Raw genomic sequence first — 18,315 nt, 5'->3', positions numbered from 1 at the left:
CAGAAAGCGGCGGCCTCGGTGGCAAACGGGTTCTACTCATAACCATTGTCGGAGACATTACATGGCTAGCCTTCAGGACGAAGCACACGGCGGCCGCCAGGCGAAGAAAGCGACGGCGAGCGGCTGGATCGGCTCGGCGCTCGAGTACTACGACTTCTTCATCTACGCCCAGGCGGCAGCGCTCATCTTCCCGCAGTTGTTCTTTCCCTCGGGCAATCCGAAGGTGGCTATCGTCGCGTCGCTCGCGACTTACGGCGTGGGTTATGTCGCGCGTCCTATCGGCGCATTCGTGCTCGGCCATCTGGGCGACACCCACGGCCGTAAGAACGTCCTGCTGGTCTGCATGTTCCTGATGGGCTTTTCCACCATGGCCGTGGGCCTGTTGCCGACATATCACAGCGTCGGCATGCTCGCACCGACCTTGCTCGTGATCTTGCGTCTGGTTCAGGGCTTCGCCGTGGCCGGCGAAATCTCCGGCGCAAGCTCGATGATTCTCGAACACGCGCCTTTCGGACGACGCGGCTTCTTCGCGAGCTTCACGTTGCAAGGCGTGCAGGCGGGCCAGATTCTCGCCGCCGCCGTGTTCCTGCCGCTCGCGTACTTCATGCCGGAAGACACGTTCAACTCATGGGGCTGGCGCATTCCGTTCCTGCTGTCGGCGGGCGTGCTGGTCGCGGGTTACATCATCCGTCGCGAGGTTCACGAAACGCCGGCGTTCACGGCAGAAGGCAAGCACGGCGATCTGCCGAAGTCGCCGATCAAGGAAGCGTTCGCCAACAGCACGCCTGACATGCTGCGCGTGATCTGCATGGCGCTCATGAACGTCATTCCCGTGGTCGCCACGATCTTCGGCGCGGCTTACGCGGTGCAGGCTTCCTACGGCATCGGTTTCTCGAAGAGCGTGTATCTGTGGATTCCGGTCGCGGGCAACATCCTCGCCGTGCTGGTGATTCCGTTCGTCGGCAATCTGTCGGACAAGATCGGGCGCCGTCCGCCGATCATCGTCGGCGCTATCCTGTCGGGGCTGCTGTCGTTCGCTTATCTGTGGGCGATCAGCATCCACAACGTGCCGGTTGCCATCGTCATGTCGCTGCTGATGTGGGGTCTCGTGTATCAGGGCTATAACGCGATTTTCCCGAGCTTCTTCCCGGAACTGTTCCCGACGCGCTCCCGCGTTTCGGCCATGGCGATCGCGCAGAACATCGGCACCACCATTACCGCGCTATTGCCCGCCCTCTTCGCAGCGGTCGCGCCGCCGGGATCGAACAATATTCCGATGACGGTCGGTTGCATCACGCTGGTGGTGACGATCATCGCGGCGCTTGCGGCATGGTCGGCTCGCGAGACCTTCCGCGTTCGCCTGAACGATCTGGGCAAGCCGGACGCCGTGCCTATGACCCAGCAGGAATACGACCGTCAGCGCGCCGACTCCATGGCCGTGGAAAAAACCGCCAAGGCGCACGCCTGATCAGAAAGAACACGCGATGTTGGAGTGATTGCCGGGCTTTTCGAAGCCCGGCTTTTTTTCGTCCGGCACGAACTCATCTGTCGATACGCACGCCCGACAGACGCTCGCAAATGCCGATCAGGCGGTCCTGCATGGCTTCGTCGCGCGCGGCCGGATCGCACGAGCGCTCACGCAGATGGAAGAAGTAGCGGCCCGATACGCGCGCCTTGTCGTCGTCGCTGGCCGCGAGCCACGCTTGCGTGCGATGCGCCTTGTCCATGTCGTCGGGCGCGGAAGCGCCGCCCATCTTCGTCGGCACCCAGCCGGGTTCTAACGCGTTGGACAGCACATCCGGCCAGTAGCGCGCCACCGCCAGCGCGAGCAGCACGTCCATGAACTTGCTTTCCGCATACGCGAGCGAGCCGTTCCAGCGGCGTTGCGTCCATTCGATGTCGTCGAGATTCGCGGGCGTGCCGTGATGCATGCCGGAACTGAGATACACGAGCCGCGATGGCTTCTCGATCAGCGCCGTCAGCACGTACGGCGCGAGCACGTTGATGGCGAAGACATGCGGCAGGCCATCGACGGTTTCGATACGGTCCGGCTCGCGATACCCCACGCCCGCGTTATGAATGACTGCATCGAAGTGTCCCAGCCGGTTGACTTGCTCCGCCACGCCGCGCGTGGCTTTCAGACTCGCGAGATCGCCCGTGACGACGCCTTGCGCTTGCGGCAGGACAGTGCGTGCGTCCTCGGCGCGCGCCGCGTTGCGCGCATGCAGCACCACGGCATGCCCTTGTTCGATCAAAAGACGCGCGGCCATGAGACCGAGCCCGTCGCTCGATCCGGTGATGAAAATTCGTGACATGCAACGCTCCTATGGCGATTGATCCAGAGCCCATTCTGCGCGTGAAGGCGCCGCTTCGCGATAACATGAAAGCCATTTCATCGATGACGCGGAGGCATGAATGGCGGGCTTCAACGAACGCATCCTGAACGGCATCAGCGTGTTCGCGGCTATCGTCGATGCAGGCACGTTCGCCGCCGCGGGCAACCGTCTCGGCATGTCGCAGCCCGGCGTGAGCCGCGCCATCGCCCGCCTGGAAGCGCGTTTGAGAGTGCGGCTATTCGATCGCACGACGCGCAGCGTGTCGCTCACCGACGACGGCCGGCGCTTCTTCGAACAAGTCATGCCGCATCTGAACGGACTGGAAGAAGCGGCGGCCACCGCTTCGGGCGGCGCGACCGCCGTGCGCGGCCGGTTGCGCGTGAATGTCGATCCCATTTTCTCGCGCCTCGTGCTCGGGCCGAAGCTCTACGCGTTCATGGACGCGCACCCGGAGATCGAACTCGAACTGATCACGAGCGACCGCCTTGGCGACATGATCGCGGACGGCTTCGATCTGGCGATCCGTTTTGGCGAGCCGCGCGACTCGAGTCTCGTCGCTCGCAAGCTGCTCGACACGCCGGTGCGCACCGTGGCCGCGCCTTCATACATCGCGCGATGCGGACGGCCCGCGACACCGCAAGCGCTGGAAAGCGACGCGCATACGTGCGTCGAGTTTCGCGATCCTGAAACAGGGCGTCCGTTCGTGTGGGAGTTTCACCGCAAGAAGAAGCGCATGACCGTCGATACGCGCGGCCGCCTCACGCTCAACGATGTCGGCACCATGTTGAGCGCCAGCCTGTCGGGCTATTGCGTCGCGCAGATTCTCGAACTCGGCTCCGAACATCTGTTCACGGAAGGCAAGTTGATCGACCTTTTTCCCGACTGGCCCGACGAGCGCTTCCCGCTGTACGCGTACTATCCGTCGCGGCATCATCCGCCCGCGAAGACGCGGGCGTTTCTCGATCTCGTGATTTCGCTTGCGCAGACGAAGTGAGGCCGTTCGTCATTCAGGCGAGCGCCACGGACTTTCCAGTGCGAGCGCTTTCGATGATAGCGGCCAGCGTCGCCGCGTTATCGAGACTCGCCTGCGCGTAGAACTCGATGGCCGCCGTATCGTGCGTGGCGACCATGCGGGCGAACGCTTCCGCCGTGAAGAAGAAGCCGCTGCCCGTGTCCGCCTGCACTACTTCGAACGGCACCGAATTGGGAATGCCGCGCCGCACGCGCAACTGGCTCGGCAGATAGCCATACGGATGCCCGTGCGTCAGATCGCTCGTATGGTTGAGATACTCGGTATCGATCGTGCCTTCGGAACCGATGATCGTCGCATATCGATGATTCGCGCCATCCATTGCGCAGGAGAGTTGCGCGCGGCGGCCATCGGCATAGATGAGCGTCGCCATGAGGCTGATGTCGACCTTGGTATCGGCCCACGTCGCCACGGCCTGCACGCTTTGCGGTGCGGTTCCGGTCACGAGGCGAATCAGGCTTAGCGGATAGCTGCCTGCATCGAGCAGCGCGCCGCCGCCGAGTTCCGGCTTCATGCGGATGTTCGCGCCCGGGTTCCCGACAGTGAAGCCGAAGTTCGCCTGAATGGCACGCACCGCGCCGATGGCGCCTTCGCCGATCAGCGACATCATCTGCGCGGTCTGCGGCTGGAAGTACCACGGGAAGGCTTCGAGCAACAGCACGTCGTTGCGCTCGGCGGCCTCGAACATGCTGGCGGCTTCGTCGCGGGACAACGCGAGCGGCTTCTCGCAGAGGACGTGCTTGCCGTGGTTTGCTGCCTTGATTGCCCATTCGGCATGCAGGCTGTTGGGCAAGGGAATGTAGATGGCATCGACATCGGGGCTGGCGAGCAGTGCTTCATAGCTGCCGAACCATGCGCCGATGTCGTTCGCTTCCGCGAATGCTTTTGCGTTGTCGTCGCTGCGGCTCGCCACTGCGACGATGCGCACGTTTTCGCTTGGCTGCACGTCACGCGTGAATTGCCTGGCGATATTGGCGCCGCCGAGAATACCGAGGCGCAAGGGCGATGGGGCTTGAATCGATGACAAGGCAGCTCCTTACTTGAACGAGAGAAATGAGTGGAATCGATCAGGAACCGTATCACAGCTTGACTGCGCGGCGCTTCATGTACGTGTGAAAGGTGAGGGTTTGCGGGATCGTGTGTTTGGGCGCCTCAATTGCCTGGATTTCGCTTCATTGGATGCGCTGCTCGAAACGCGCGGAGCGTTGCTGCATAAGGAAAAGCGGCATGACGCTTGGTTTGCTCACGCTCCGCGTATGGACGCGCTCTTCGACCAAAGGTGAGCGTTTTCGGGGAGCACGTCTGCAGACAATTAGCGCGATAACCTTAGGCGCCCTTGGGCTTATCGCTTAAGCTCAGGATGAAGCGTAAGGCGCGTTGCCCGTGCAAACACAGAGAGTCGTTGGCGTATGAAGTCGTTGAAACTGCAGGAAATGTCTGGATGGGCTCACGTGTGCACGTCGGAGAACGTGCCGTGCGAAGCGGCGCGAGCCGTTTCGTATGGAGATAGACGACTCGTCGTGTGGCGCGATGGCGAAGGCGGCATCCATGTCTGGGACGATGCTTGCCCGCATCGAGGCAATGAACTGTCGACAGGACGCGTGACGGGCGGGTTGATCACGTGCGCATCGCATGGCTGGCGCTTCGATAGCAACGGTCAGCATGTGCGACCGCTGACGGTCGCATCGTCGTGCCGCGATGACTCTTACGCGAGAACATATGAAGCGCGCGAACACGACGGCACGATTCTCGCGATGCTTTGAGGACCGCGTATCAGCGAAAGAGCGGTGACGAATCCACATCCGCGAGCTTCGACAACTCTTCGCCACGTTCGTCGCATGCCTGCCGGATCTGGCCGCCGTAGCCAATCCATATCGCGAACGATGCCACCGACACGCTGCCGAGTAGCATGAACGCAACCGGATAGCCGAACAGGTGCGCGAGCCATCCGCCAATAAGCGGACTCAGACACGCGCCCGCCGCCTGAACGCCCTGCACCGCGCCCTGCCCCAGATTCACGCGACCGCTGCCATGCAGAAGATGCACGACGAGCGCCGGCACGGCCACGCTTTGCAAACCGGCGCCAATGCCGTCGAGAATCTGCACGGGAAGAATGCCCCATGGCGGCTCTAACCACGCTGCCGTCACCGCGCGCAACGGCAAGGTCAGAAGCGTGACGAGAATGATCCACCAGAAGCCGAAGCGCCGCGTCAGACGGCTCGCGAAAGCCGCCGCCAACAACATGACGACCTGCGCGATCACGATATTCGCCGCCGTGATCTGGCTTGCGCCCGCTTTGTGTGTCGATGCGACCGCGAGACTGTAGAGCGGCAGCATCGCCGAATTGCCGAGGTTGAACGCGGCAAGCGCGATGGCCAGCAGGAGCAAGGGCCGATTGCGCACGAGGATGCTCGCGCTGTCGGATTGTACCGGCGCGTTGTCGTCGTTGTCATCGCGAGCAATACCGCGTGCGTGATGCCTATGCACGGAACGCGCGGGAATCAGGAACGCAGTAAGCATGCAGCCCACGCCGAAAGCCGCGCTCAAGGCAAACACATAGACAATGCCAAGCCACGCGCCAAGCCATCCAGAAAGCAAGGCAGCAGCAATATTGCCCGCATGATTCGCCACCTGATTGCGGCCGAATTGACGGTCGAAGTTTTTTCTCCCGACGATGCCAAGCGTCAGCCCCGCCAGGGCCGGTCCCATGGCGGCGCCCGCCACTGCCGTGGCGATCTGGGAAAGCGTGACAGGCCAGAAGCCTTGGCCCAGCCAGATGATCACCGCCGCCAGCACCGTCAGCGCGCCGCCCGCGGCCACGATGCTGCGGCGGCGCGTGGTGGCGTCGACGAGCGCGCCCGCGGGCGCCGTCACCAACATGCCGACGATGCCCGCGATGGTCAGCACCGTGCCGATCTTTTCCGACGTCCAGCCATTGGCCAGCAGATAGATGCCAAGGAACGGCCCGACGCCGGCTTGTACATCCGCCGCGAAGAAACTGACGGCGATTAAAGGAAAAGTCGGCTTCACGCGATAAACCGCCGCGATGCAGGCAGTTCGAGGTCAGGCGGATAAGCGCAGGTCACTTGCTGATCTCCCGTAGTTGGCGGTCGAGGAGCAAAGTTCGCGCCAGTGATCGGTCGTCGCGCATCTGCCAGACACGTCTCGCCCCGCGACGGTACGCCGATTGCTCGAACAATGACGATGCAATCGAACGATCGCGACCAGGTGACGAAATGAAGCGTACTGTCCTGCCGACACTCATCCTCGCCATCGCGATGGTCTCGCTCATAACCGGCTGCAAGCGCGACACGGACACAGCCGCTTCGACCACGCCCACATCCTCCGCGCCCGCAGCGGCAAGCTTTCCTGCGACGGCCGCGAGCGATACGCCGGGCGGCGCCAGCCAGTAAGCCATACGGCTCGAATGCGGCACAACGAATGCTTATCGGATTTTCAAAGTTCATCGACCACCACGAATCATGAAAGAGCCAGTTTCCGGACGAGCCAAGCTCGTGCTGTTCCCGCATAAGAAGGATCGCAATGCAAAGCCGGGTTTGACCGATGACGACTACGCGATTTACGCGTCATATCGGCCGCATGTGGGAGGCGGTTATGTCGGCACGCTGAAAGTCGTGCGCTTGACGGATGCCCGCTTGCTCTTTCCCTTCGAGGGCGCGGAAGATATTGGCCCGTTCGATTCGAAGCAGACGGCAAAAGATGCTGCCGTGCTGCGCGGCCGGGAAATCGTCCAGGCCGATTTGCAGGTTCCCGAGCTTTAAACGCAGCATTCTTTATCTCTGCTACGTTGCGACATCGCGACGTACGCGTGCGCTTTTTGCTTCGTCATCCGGAGAAAAATTCCATGTCCACTACTGTCGGCGATTTTCTGATCGACCGTCTGCACGCCTGGGGCGTGCGCCGTTTTTATGGCTATCCCGGCGACGGAATCAATGGCGTCTTCGGCGCCATGAATCGCGCGAAAGGCAAGATCGAATTCATTCAGGCGCGGCACGAGGAAATGGCCGCGTTCATGGCATCCGCACATGCGAAGTTTACGGGCGAACTGGGCGTGTGCATCGCGACATCGGGACCGGGCGCGGCGCATCTGATCACCGGCCTTTACGATGCGCGGCTCGATCACATGCCAGTGCTCGCCATCGTCGGCCAGCAGGCGCGCGCCGCGCTTGGCGGTCATTATCAACAGGAAGTCGATCTGAGCGCGTTATTCAAGGATGTCGCGGGCGCGTTCGTGCAACAGGCAAGCGTGCCTTCGCAGATACGGCATCTCGTCGATCGCGCGGTGCGCATCGCCATTGCCGAGAAGCGCGTGACCGCCCTCATCCTGCCGAACGATCTGCAGGACCTCGACTATGAAGCGCCCGGCCGCAAACACGGCACCTTGCATTCGGGCGTGGGCTATCGCGCGCCGAAGACCGTGCCGTATCCCGATGACTTGCAGCAAGCCGCCGATGTGCTCAACGCCGGCAAGAAGGTCGCGATACTCGTCGGCGCGGGCGCGTTGCAGGCAACCGATGAAGTCATCCTCATTGCGGAGAAACTCGGCGCGGGCGTGGCCAAGGCGCTGCTGGGCAAGGCTGCATTGCCGGACGATTTGCCTTTCGTGACCGGTTCCATCGGCTTGCTCGGCACCGAGCCGAGCTACAAGCTCATGACCGGATGCGACACGTTGCTCATGATCGGCTCGGGTTTCCCTTATGCCGAATTCCTGCCGAAGGAAGGCGCGGCGCGCGGCGTGCAGATCGACCTGAAGGCGGACATGCTGAGCATTCGCTACCCGATGGAAGTCAACCTCGTCGGCGATAGCGCTGAAACCTTGCGCGCACTTCTGCCCTTGCTTGAAGAGAAGACGGATCGCGCGTGGCGCAAGGACATAGAAGGATGGATGAGCGACTGGTGGAAGACGCTCGAAAAGCGCGCGCTCGAGCCCGCTACAACCGGCGTGAACCCGCAGCGCACCGTGTGGGAATTGTCGCCGCGCGTGCCGTCGAATGCCATTGTCACGAGCGATTCCGGCTCGTGCGCGAACTGGTATGCGCGCGACCTCAAGGTGAAACGCGGCATGATGTGCTCGCTCTCGGGCGGCCTTGCATCGATGGGCGCGGCCGTGCCCTACGCCATCGCGGCGAAGTTTGCGCATCCCGAGCGGCCGGTGATCGCGCTCGTCGGCGACGGCGCCATGCAGATGAACAACATGGCCGAACTCATCACCGTGGCGAAGTACTGGAAACAATGGTCCGATCCGCGCTGGATCTGTCTCGTGCTCAACAACCAGGACCTGAATCAGGTGACATGGGAGCAGCGCGTGATGGAAGGCGACCCGAAGTTCGAGGCATCGCAGGACATTCCATCGGTGCCGTATCACAAGTTTGCCGAGATGATCGGCCTTAAAGGCCTGTATGTGGACGATGCCGAACGCATGGCCGCCGTGTGGGACGAGGCGTTTGCATCGGACCGGCCTGTCGTGATCGAAGTCAAGGCCGATCCTAATGTGGCGCCGCTGCCGCCGCATATCACGCTGCAGCAAGCGAAGGCGTTCGCGACCACACTCTTGAAGGGCGATCCAAACCAGGGCAACGTGATCGTCGATACGGCGCGGCAAGTCCTGGGCGCTGTGCTGCCGGGGCATCGGGACAAATAGCTTTCGATGCGACGTGATGCATTGCGGCGGCATAACCGTTGCTGCGTTATTCGCGTAACCGTTGCAACTGTGCGGCCGACCTTCGGCGCACTAATCCTCGATCGGGAGTAAAGAAATGAATAGCGAACCTTCGGACCCGGTGGAACGCGCGGACCAGCGCCGCGAAGCGATTGGCGAAGGCGACGTGAAGGAGAAGGCCGACGGCACGATCGAACAGCGCGAACACGGAAACATGGATGCATCGCTGGTCCCGAAGGGCAAGGACCATCCGGAGCAAGGGCCTTACACGCCGGAGAACGATCATATCGATCCCGATGTCGATCCGGACGCCGGGCCCGATCATCCATCGAGCAAGCGCGATTCGGAAGCGTGAGTCTTATCGAAAAGGAGAGATGCCATGAAGATCAGCAAGCAACTCGTTCTATGCGCACTCATGTCGGGATTGTCCGGCGCGGCGGTCGCGCAAAGCGCGCAGACACAGCCGGGTGCGAGTCATGGTCCGGCCAGCCCCGGACAGGTCAATAGCGATATGACTCGTTCGGGCACCGCCGATATCACTACTGGTAAATCGGCAACGGGTGGGTCCTATAACGGCACGAGTGCCGCGGGTCGTGGCACAAATCAGGGCTCGGGCGGCATGCAGCCTCGCGTAACCGGATCGGGCGGCGGTAGTTCGAATGGTGCAACGAGTCCTTCAACCAACGGCGGCGGTGGACAGGGCTTCTGATAACCGATCGCTTGAGCGCAATGCGGCGGTGTTCGATGGTTCGGACACCGCCGCTTTTTTTATTACGCGCTTGAGGAAGTTATGCGGTGTGGACCGCATAACGATTGCCATTGAATCTTTCGATAACCATCGAATTAACTTTCAACTAGCATTCGTTTCGAGTGCTATACCGTGCTCATAAGTGCGTTCGATGTGCTTCCAATTAGTTAGGATGCCGACTATTTTCACGATTTTCCCGTTGCTGATCGATGCATTTCTCCCATTGCGGCAAGGCAAAATTTCCGCTGATGATCGGCTCCACGTGGTAACTGCAACCGTGTCTTTTGTGGCTTATGCAAACGTTTTCTGAGAGGTCGCGCACGCCCTGCTACATGGCCGCCCGGCGCTAGGTTGAGTAACGCACAGAACGACATCCTGAGACTGCCATTCTTGCCCCACATCGCGTTAAACGCCTCACCGAAGCGTCGCGATAGCCAAACTACGGGGAAGACATGAGGAACCCAAACAAATACAAATTGAGGACGGCGCTCAAGCTTAGCGTGATCGTTATCGCGGCTGCGGTGTCGAATCTTTCACATGCTCAGACAGCCACGGAGGCTTGCAATAACCTGACATCGGCGGCATGCGCGAATGGTGTCGTTGGCGTTGCGCCGGCGGCAGTGTCTGCTGCAACGGACCCGCAAACGCGCGCTCAAGCCGCCGTTTTGCCGGGACGGATGGCTGGACTTCCAGCGGGTAACCGGAGCGGGACATCCGCTGGTGCTGCGGGTACTTCGAGCAGCAATGGCGCGAGCACGGGTAGTGGAACCGCTAGTGCTGGAACGGCGGCTGGTCAGGGATCGACCGGAGGGCAAGGTGCGGGGTCGACTGGTTCGCATGGTGGCTCGAGTTCCGGTAGTACGGGGTCTGGTTCTGGGTCGGGTTCGAGTTCGGGTGGCGGGAGCACGGGGTCGGGTGGTGTAGGCGCTGGTGGTGGTAGCACGGGCGGTGGCAGCACGGGCGGTGGCAACACGGGTGGTGGCAGCACGGGTGGTGGCAGCACGGGCGGTGGCAGCACGGGTGGTGGCAGCACGGGCGGTGGCAGCACGGGCGGTGGCAGCACGGGCGGTGGCAACACGGGCGGTGGCAACACGGGTGGTGGAAGCACGGGCGGTGGCAACACGGGCGGTGGAAGCACAGGCGGTGGAAGCACAGGCGGTGGAAGCACGGGTGGTGGTAGCACGGGCCACGGCGGCGGCAACTCCGGTCACGGCGACGGCGGTCATGGCGATGGTGGTCACGGCGACGGTGGTCACGGCGACGGCGGCCACGGTAACGGTGGCGGCAACGGCAGCAGCGGTGGTCACGGTGACGGCGGTCACGGTGACGGCGGTCACGGCGATGGCGGTCACGGCGACGGTGGTCATGGCGACGGTGGTCACGGCGACGGCGGCCACGGTAATGGCGGCGGCAACGGCAGCAGCGGCGGTCACGGTGATGGCGGTCATGGCGACGGCGGACATGGCGATGGTGGCCACGGTAATGGCGGCGGCAACGGCAGCAGCGGCGGTCACGGTGATGGCGGTCATGGCGACGGCGGACATGGCGATGGTGGCCACGGCGACGGCGGCCACGGTAACGGCGGTGGCAACGGCAGCAGCGGCGGTCACGGTGATGGCGGTCATGGCAACGGCGGTGGCAACGGCAGCACCGGCGGTCATGGCAATGGCGGCGGCGATGGCGGTGGCCACGGCGACGGCGGTCATGGCAACGGCGGCGGCAACGGCAGCACCGGCGGTCATGGCAATGGCGGCGGCGATGGCGGTGGCCATGGCGACGGCGGTCATGGCAACGGCGGCGGCAACGGCAGCACCGGCGGTCATGGCAATGGCGGCGGCGATGGCGGTGGCCATGGCGACGGCGGTCATGGCAACGGCGGCGGCAACGGCAGCACCGGCGGTCATGGCAATGGCGGTGGCGATGGCGGTGGCCATGGCGACGGCGGTCATGGCAACGGCGGCGGCAACGGCAGCACCGGCGGTCATGGCAATGGCGGCGGCGATGGCGGCGGCCACGGCGACGGCGGTCATGGCAATGGCGGTGGCAACGGCAGCAGCGCTGGCGGCCACGGCGACGGCGGTCATGGCAACGGCGGTGGCAACGGCAGCAGCGCTGGTGGTCATGGCGATGGCGGTGGCCACGGCGACGGCGGTCATGGCAACGGCGGCGGCAACGGCAGCACCGGCGGTCATGGCAATGGCGGCGGCGATGGCGGTGGCCATGGCGACGGCGGTCATGGCAACGGCGGCGGCAACGGCAGCACCGGCGGTCATGGCAATGGCGGCGGCGATGGCGGCGGCCACGGCGACGGCGGTCATGGCAATGGCGGTGGCAACGGCAGCAGCGCTGGCGGCCACGGCGATGGCGGTCATGGCAATGGCGGCGGCGCAGGTAGCACCGGCGGCCACGGCAATGGCAGCAGCGGCGGTCACGGCAATGGCGGCGGCGCGGGCAGCAGCGGTGGCCACGGCAACGGCGGCGGTGGTCACGGTGGTGGTGGCGGCGGCGGCGGTGGCGGTGGCGGTGGCGGTGGTGGCGGTGGTGGAGCAGGCGGCCGCTAACTCACCCTTCCCAAACGCGTCGATCGGACCGCAATCCGGTCGACGCGAGTCAAAAGCAAAGCCAACACAAAGCGCTAGAAGCACCCGATGCTGCCTTTGCAGCATCAAACAGATTCAAACGTCAATCGACAACCGCGGGCCCGATGCAATCCGCCCGCGGCCGCAACAAACTTCCCTCCTCGATCTGCCCCATCGAATGCGCCATCCATCCCCCGCTTCGCGCGATGGAGAACAACGCGAACGCTGCACCCTCCGGTAACTCTCAATGCTCAACGAGCGCAGCCAGCGCGACGTCGATCGCGGGCTTCCTATCTGTCAGACGCTCGGCTCAATCGATCAAAGCACGCGCCACATCGGATGCCTCGAAAGCGCATAAAAGATCCGCGCGCGAATCGCCCTGCGGATAAGGCTCGGCGTGACGCGCGGCATGCCAAGCGCGCGCAAGACGCATACGCATCGGACGAGCAGCGAAAGCAAGCTCGACAAAGCTGCTCGCGAGCCGGCCGATAAGTTCGGCGGCGCACTAGAACATGCCTGCGAAATCGGCATATCGGTTTGAGTACGGAAGAAACGCGCCAAGCGATGGCCGAACGTAGTCGATGCGCTGGCCAAGCATTCCAACATTGCCAGGCCGCGCGATGAATCGAAACGACGTGCGGCGCGTATCGCCTGACGCCGGACGCCACAATCAGTGCGAACGCCCCGCCTTTGCAATCATCACGCCGCGTCCATCGCGCGGCTTCATGGCCGCGAAGAAGACGAGCGCCGCGGCCACGACCGACATCGCGGCGAGCCCCGTGAGGCCGCCTTCGATCGATCCCGTCTTCTGCTCGAGAAAGCCGAAGGTCGCGGGCGCCACGAAGCCGCCGAGATTGCCGAGCGAATTGATGAGCGCGATGACCGGCGCCGCGATGCGCGCGTCGAGATAGCCTTGCGGAATCGGCCAGAACAGCGACGACGCGGCCTTGAAACCCATCGCCGCAAAACAGATCGCCACGAACGAAAACACCGCGCTGCCCTGCCCCGCCGCATACATGCCGAGCGCGGCGATGATCAACACCACCGCCACCCAAGCCTGCTGAAACTTGAAGCGCGCCGCGAGCATGGCGAAGACGTACATCGCTGCAATGGAGATGATCCACGGAATCGAATTGAAGAGCCCGACCTGGAAGTCGTTGAAGTGCCCCATCTTGCGGATGATGCTCGGCAGCCAGAACGTCGCGCCGTAGATCGTCAGCGACACGGAGAAGTAGATCAGGCAGAAGATGAGAATCTGCGGATCGCGCAACAGGCTCCACGTGGATGGCTTGACGGTATGCGACGCGTCACGTTCCACTTGTTCGCGCTCGATCTCGTCGATGATCGCGTCCTGCTCCGCACGCGTGAGCCACTTCGCATCGCGCGGCTTCGAATCGAGCCAGAACCACACGAAGGCCGCGAGCACCACGGAAGCGGAACCTTCGATCAGGAACATCCACTGCCAGCCATGCAGACCCATGCCGTCTATCAGCATGAGCGCGCCGGAGATCGGCCCGGATAGCACCGAAGCCAACGCGGAGCCGCTCAAGAAAATCGCCATGGCACGGCCACGCTGATTGCTCGGCAGCCAGCGCGTGAAGTAGAACACCACGCCGGGAAAGAAGCCCGCTTCAGCCGCGCCGAGGACCAGGCGCATGATGTAGAACGAAGTCTCGCCGCGCACGAAAGCCATGCCGACCGCCGCCAGTCCCCAAGTAATCATGATGCGCGTGAGCCACGCCTTCGCGCCGAAGCGCTGCAACAGCATGTTCGACGGCACTTCGAACACGGCATAGCTCACGAAGAACAAGCCCGCGCCTAGTCCATAAGCCGCAGCGCCGATCCCAAGATCAGCGCTCAGATGCTGACGCACGAAACCGATGTTCACGCGGTCTATGTAATTGACGATGAACATCACGACGAAGAGCGGCAGGATATGCCACTTGATCTTGCTGACGGCGCTGGTCAGTGGATTCGTCGGTTCATCCGCGCGATCTGGCGTCGAACTGCTCATGGGCTTGTCTCCTCGTTGATCGTGCGTGCCGCTCAGAAGCGCGGATTCTTGCCGGTGAATTCCGGCTGATATTTGCGCATCTGCTTGAGGTCGTCACGATTGCGCACGCCGCACGAGAGATATTGCTCATGCAGTTCCGCGAGCCTGTCGCGGTCCAGTTCGACACCGAGGCCCGGCGTCGTCGGCACGCGCACCGCGCCGTTATCGAACTTCACCCGGCCGCCCTTGATGACTTCCTCTTCCTGCCACGGATAATGCGTGTCGCATGCGTAAGTGAGATTGGGGATACTCGCGGCGACATGCGTCATCGCCATCAGGCTGATGCCCAGGTGCGAGTTCGAGTGCATCGACATGCCAAGCTCCCACAGGGCGCACATGCGTGCAAGCGTCTGCGTCGCGCGCAGGCCGCCCCAGTAGTGATGATCCGACAGCAGCACCTTCACCGAGCCCATTTCGCAGCCGCGCCGGAAGTCGTCGAAAGTCGTGATGACCATGTTGGTCGCAAGCGGCAACCGCGTGTGCTTGGCGAGTTCCGCCATGCCTGCCAGACCCGGACACGGGTCTTCGTAGTATTCGAGCAGTTCGTCGAGTTCGGGCGCGGCCTCGATGCTCGTTTCGAGCGTCCAGTTGGCGTTCGGATCGAGCCGCAGCGGCGTGCCGGGAAAAGCCTCGGACAGCGCGCGCATGCAGGCAATTTCATGCTTCGGCTCGAATACGCCGCCCTTGAGCTTGATACTCTGAAAGCCGTACAGATCGATCATGCGGCGCGCCTGCGCCACGATCTGTTGCGGGCTGATGCCTTCGCCCCAGGCATCCGGCGCATACGGCTTGTCGATATGTTCCGCATACTTGAAGAAGAGATAGGCGCTGTACGGCACCGCGTCGCGCACCTTGCCGCCGAGCAGATCGACGACAGGCGCGCCGACCATTTGCCCTTGCAGATCGAGCATTGCGACTTCCAGCGTGCTGATCACTTTCGACGCGTTCTTGGCCGTGTGCGAGCCGGGTGCGAGTTCGAATTCCACCGCGCCCGGGCTTGGCTTGATGCTCGCACGCACGCGCTCCTCCATGCGGTTCAACTCAAACGGCGAGAGGCCGATGGCCAGTTCCTTCGCTTGTTCCAGCACGCGCAGCATCGGCTCATCGCCATAAGTTTCGGAGATACCGACGCGCCCGTCGCTCGTTTCCAGTTCGACGATGGCGCGCAACGCCCACGGCTCGTGGATACCGGCCGCGTTCAGGAGCGGGCCGTCGCGAAAGGCGATGGGCGTAATGCGGACTTGCGTGATGGTGACGCTGCGGCTCATGGAAATGTCCGAAAATGGAATCGATGTCCGCATCATAAACACTAATATATTAGTGCGTCAGTGGGGAAAGTACCCATCGTCGCTGCCGCGCCATGCGGCCGGAAATCGCTCTTGCAGGCCTTAAAATCGCGAATATCGCAATCAAACAGTCCGCCATGAAACTCATCGACGCCCCGGCCGCGGCAACTCGACAAGGCCTCGACCGGTCGCGCCACGCCGCGCCGCAAGTGTTCGAGCAGTTGCGCGCGCGCATTCTTTCGCTCGAACTCGCGCCGGGCACGGTGCTGTCGCGCGCCGATCTCGCCGCGCGTTATGGCCTCTCCCAAACGCCCGTGCGTGACGCGTTGATGAAGCTGGGCGAGGAAGGTCTCGTCGATATCTTCCCGCAGCACGCCACCGTGGTTAGCCGCATCAGCGTGACTTCGGCTCTGCAAGCGCATTTCCTGCGCCGTTCGATCGAGCTGGAAGTGGTGCGCACGCTGGCGAACGCGCGCAATGCCGAGTTGGTGGAGCGTCTGCGCACGACCATCGAGAAGCAGATGGAGCTGCGCGACCTCAAGAATTACGAGCAGTTCTCGCTACAAGACCAGGCGTTTCACCGGCAGATGTACGAAGCCGCCGGCGTGCCGCAGTTGTGGGATCTGGTGCGCCGGTTGAGCGGCCATATCGACCGGTTGCGGCGGCTGCATTTGCCCGTCGAGGGCAAGACGCTTGCCGTGGTGCGCGATCACACCGAAATCGTCGATGCCATCGCGAATGGCGACGCCGAAGCCGCCGACGCCGCGTTGCGCAAGCATCTGTCCGGCACGCTGCATCAGATCGATCAGATTCGCACGCGTCATCCGACCTTTCTGGCGGACGACTGAGCGCGCTACCAGCACGCGTCGCCGATAGCGGTCAGCTTGTCGCGTCCGGCGACCTTCGCGCGATACAGCGCCTTGTCCGCGCGTTGCAACGCATCCTGAAAGCCTTGCTCGCCTTCGCTCACCTGCGCGACGCCGATGCTCATCGTCCATTCCGGCATGCCTTCCGTGAACGAGCGGCACGCGCGATGAATCTGGTTGGCGCACGCCTGTGCATAAGGCGCGCGCCATTCCGGCAGGATCGCGATGAACTCGTCGCCGCCCAGCCGCCCGAACTCGCCGCCGAGCGAGCCGACTTCCGCGCCCGCCAGCCGTGCCAGTTCCATCAGCACGTTATCGCCCGCGAGATGGCCGTGACGGTCGTTGATCTGCTTGAAGTGATCGAGGTCGATGGCGAGGATGGTTGCGCCCGGCGCGATCAACGGCCGCGCGTGTTGCTCAAAGCCCGCGCGATTCCATACGCTCGTCAGCGGATCGCGCAACGCGGCGTCGCGCAGACGCTGCTGCGCGCGTTCCGCCGGAATCGCGAGCAGGCCAAGATTGAGCACGGCCAGAAGCAGTTGATCCGAAAGCATTGGAATGACCGCGAGAAAATTCACGCGCGAGTCGCCCCACGCCAATGCCGCGAGCGTGATCGCGTAACCCGGCAGATAACCGAGCATCGCAAGACCGGCGATGCGCCCGCCCCGGCTCTTCAGGCGGCGCGCGTCCAACACGAGCATGGCGCCCGCGATCAGCGCCGATATCGCGATGCCGATGGTATCGCCCGCGCGCGTCCAGGCGAACACGGCCGGCCGCGCGCCGAACGTCAACGTGGGAAGCACGTGGACCAGCACGGAGCCCGCAATGGGCGCGAGCATCCACCAGCGAAAAGGCGGCTTGCCGTCGAACGCGCGCATGCCCGTGATCAGCAGCATATTGCTCGCCGCCAGGCCGCCCAGCAGCAGGCCATCTAGGAATAAACGGTCTTCCCAAAACTCGAAGCCGACCAGAACCGCCGCATAGAGAAACGCGCTCGCCGACCAGTGCGCGAAGTAGCGTTCCGCGCGCGGTTCGAAGCGCACGAGCGCAAAGACGAGTCCGAACGCGCTGCTCGAAAGCACGCTGCAAAGACGTAGGGTTTCGGTGTCGGGTGTGGGGAACATGACCGGGCGACGCGGCCTGCGCGCGCGAGGGAGAAGGACACCGGTATATCGGCAGCCAAATCGTGGAACTTGAGCCACGGCGCGACGTTTTCGTGCGGCATAACCCTTGCTCGCCTTCAAGACGCCAAATCAACGAAACCAAGGAGGGGCACACGATGAAACTTTATTACGCACCTGGCGCATGCAGTCTCGCGGATCACATCGCCATGCACGAGGCGGGGCTCGATTTCGAACGCGTGAAGGTCGATCTGAAGACCAAGCTGACTGAAGACGGCCGTCCATTCGACGAGATCAACCCGAAAAGCTACGTGCCGGTAGTCGAATTGGACGATGGCCGCCGTCTGACCGAAAACATCGCGATTCTTTCGTGGGTCGCGCGTCAGAAGCCCGCGCTCGCACCATCCGACGATGAAGGCGGCACGCGTCTGCTCGAAACGCTCGCCTTCATCTCGACCGAAATCCACAAGCAGTTCGGCCGCGTGTTCCGCCCGACATCGGATGCGGAAGCGTCGACGGCGCGCGAGAAGATCGGCCAGCGTTTTACGCTCATCGACAAGATGATGAAGGGCGACTATCTCTTCGGGGAATCCGCAAGCGTCGCGGATGCTTACCT

At 63.0% G+C, this 18,315-nt stretch carries 17 protein-coding genes; 11 read left to right on the top strand and 6 right to left on the bottom strand.

Annotated elements, in window-relative coordinates; genetic code table 11:
* The first annotated feature begins 61 nt into the window (after positions 1-61).
* Positions 62-1,468, top strand: coding sequence for an MFS transporter (locus ACYQ47_RS00085; protein WP_250467689.1), 1,407 nt, complete (start codon positions 62-64; stop codon positions 1,466-1,468).
* Positions 1,469-1,541: 73 nt separating this feature from the next.
* Here ACYQ47_RS00085 and ACYQ47_RS00080 read toward each other — a convergent pair whose 3' ends face one another.
* Positions 1,542-2,315: an SDR family NAD(P)-dependent oxidoreductase gene (locus ACYQ47_RS00080; RefSeq protein ID WP_250467690.1), complete on the bottom strand. Its 774-nt coding sequence runs from the start codon at positions 2,313-2,315 to the stop codon at positions 1,542-1,544.
* Positions 2,316-2,415: 100 nt separating this feature from the next.
* Between ACYQ47_RS00080 and ACYQ47_RS00075 the strand changes: the two genes are divergently transcribed.
* Complete coding sequence (locus ACYQ47_RS00075; protein ID WP_250492997.1) at positions 2,416-3,330, top strand: LysR family transcriptional regulator; 915 nt, start codon at positions 2,416-2,418, stop codon at positions 3,328-3,330.
* A gap of 13 nt (positions 3,331-3,343) precedes the next feature.
* Here the strand turns inward: ACYQ47_RS00075 and ACYQ47_RS00070 are convergent, their stop codons facing one another.
* Positions 3,344-4,393 carry a Gfo/Idh/MocA family protein gene (locus ACYQ47_RS00070; protein ID WP_459904144.1) on the bottom strand — a complete coding sequence of 350 codons (1,050 nt, stop codon included), beginning with the start codon at positions 4,391-4,393 and terminating at the stop codon, positions 3,344-3,346.
* Positions 4,394-4,775: 382 nt separating this feature from the next.
* On the opposite strand from ACYQ47_RS00070, the gene ACYQ47_RS00065 reads away from it, so the two are divergent.
* A complete protein-coding gene (locus ACYQ47_RS00065) occupies positions 4,776-5,129 on the top strand; it encodes a Rieske 2Fe-2S domain-containing protein (RefSeq protein ID WP_250467693.1) in 354 nt (117 codons plus the stop codon).
* 10 nt (positions 5,130-5,139) lie between these two features.
* On the opposite strand, the gene ACYQ47_RS00060 is transcribed toward ACYQ47_RS00065, so the two are convergent.
* Positions 5,140-6,396: an MFS transporter gene (locus ACYQ47_RS00060; RefSeq protein ID WP_459904143.1), complete on the bottom strand. Its 1,257-nt coding sequence runs from the start codon at positions 6,394-6,396 to the stop codon at positions 5,140-5,142.
* 206 nt (positions 6,397-6,602) lie between these two features.
* Here ACYQ47_RS00060 and ACYQ47_RS00055 point away from each other — a divergent pair, with 206 nt between their 5' ends.
* The 6 genes from ACYQ47_RS00055 to ACYQ47_RS00030 all read left to right on the top strand — a co-directional run bounded on the left by ACYQ47_RS00055 (position 6,603) and on the right by ACYQ47_RS00030 (position 12,355).
* A complete protein-coding gene (locus tag ACYQ47_RS00055; protein ID WP_250510480.1) occupies positions 6,603-6,779 on the top strand; it encodes a hypothetical protein in 177 nt (58 codons plus the stop codon).
* A gap of 69 nt (positions 6,780-6,848) precedes the next feature.
* Positions 6,849-7,148 carry a DUF6723 family protein gene (locus ACYQ47_RS00050; RefSeq protein WP_244828959.1) on the top strand — a complete coding sequence of 100 codons (300 nt, stop codon included), beginning with the start codon at positions 6,849-6,851 and terminating at the stop codon, positions 7,146-7,148.
* An 83-nt stretch (positions 7,149-7,231) separates the two neighbouring features.
* Entirely contained in the window at positions 7,232-9,028 is a 1,797-nt protein-coding gene (locus tag ACYQ47_RS00045; RefSeq protein ID WP_459904142.1) for a thiamine pyrophosphate-requiring protein, read from the top strand.
* Positions 9,029-9,143: 115 nt separating this feature from the next.
* Entirely contained in the window at positions 9,144-9,401 is a 258-nt protein-coding gene (locus ACYQ47_RS00040; RefSeq protein WP_244828961.1) for a hypothetical protein, read from the top strand.
* 24 nt (positions 9,402-9,425) lie between these two features.
* Positions 9,426-9,755 (top strand): hypothetical protein, encoded by a 330-nt coding sequence (locus ACYQ47_RS00035; protein WP_250526461.1) that lies wholly within the window; start codon positions 9,426-9,428, stop codon positions 9,753-9,755.
* A 716-nt stretch (positions 9,756-10,471) separates the two neighbouring features.
* Positions 10,472-12,355: a hypothetical protein gene (locus ACYQ47_RS00030; RefSeq protein WP_459904141.1), complete on the top strand. Its 1,884-nt coding sequence runs from the start codon at positions 10,472-10,474 to the stop codon at positions 12,353-12,355.
* 688 nt (positions 12,356-13,043) lie between these two features.
* Here the strand turns inward: ACYQ47_RS00030 and ACYQ47_RS00025 are convergent.
* Positions 13,044-14,387: an MFS transporter gene (locus tag ACYQ47_RS00025; RefSeq protein ID WP_244828966.1), complete on the bottom strand. Its 1,344-nt coding sequence runs from the start codon at positions 14,385-14,387 to the stop codon at positions 13,044-13,046.
* Between the two features lie 32 nt (positions 14,388-14,419).
* A complete protein-coding gene (locus ACYQ47_RS00020) occupies positions 14,420-15,694 on the bottom strand; it encodes a glucarate dehydratase family protein (protein WP_244828967.1) in 1,275 nt (424 codons plus the stop codon).
* A 155-nt stretch (positions 15,695-15,849) separates the two neighbouring features.
* Between ACYQ47_RS00020 and ACYQ47_RS00015 the strand changes: the two genes are divergently transcribed.
* Complete coding sequence (locus tag ACYQ47_RS00015; protein ID WP_250466325.1) at positions 15,850-16,560, top strand: GntR family transcriptional regulator; 711 nt, start codon at positions 15,850-15,852, stop codon at positions 16,558-16,560.
* A gap of 5 nt (positions 16,561-16,565) precedes the next feature.
* On the opposite strand, the gene ACYQ47_RS00010 is transcribed toward ACYQ47_RS00015, so the two are convergent.
* Positions 16,566-17,702, bottom strand: coding sequence for a GGDEF domain-containing protein (locus ACYQ47_RS00010; RefSeq protein ID WP_250509736.1), 1,137 nt, complete (start codon positions 17,700-17,702; stop codon positions 16,566-16,568).
* 155 nt (positions 17,703-17,857) lie between these two features.
* Between ACYQ47_RS00010 and ACYQ47_RS00005 the strand changes: the two genes are divergently transcribed.
* The coding region (locus tag ACYQ47_RS00005; RefSeq protein WP_459904140.1) for a glutathione S-transferase family protein at positions 17,858-18,315 on the top strand (458 nt) is incomplete at its 3' end.

The organism is Caballeronia sp. HLA56 (genome assembly GCF_054655155.1).
The sequence above is the reverse complement of the archived record's forward strand: the minus strand, read 5'-3'. Positions and strand labels throughout refer to the sequence as shown.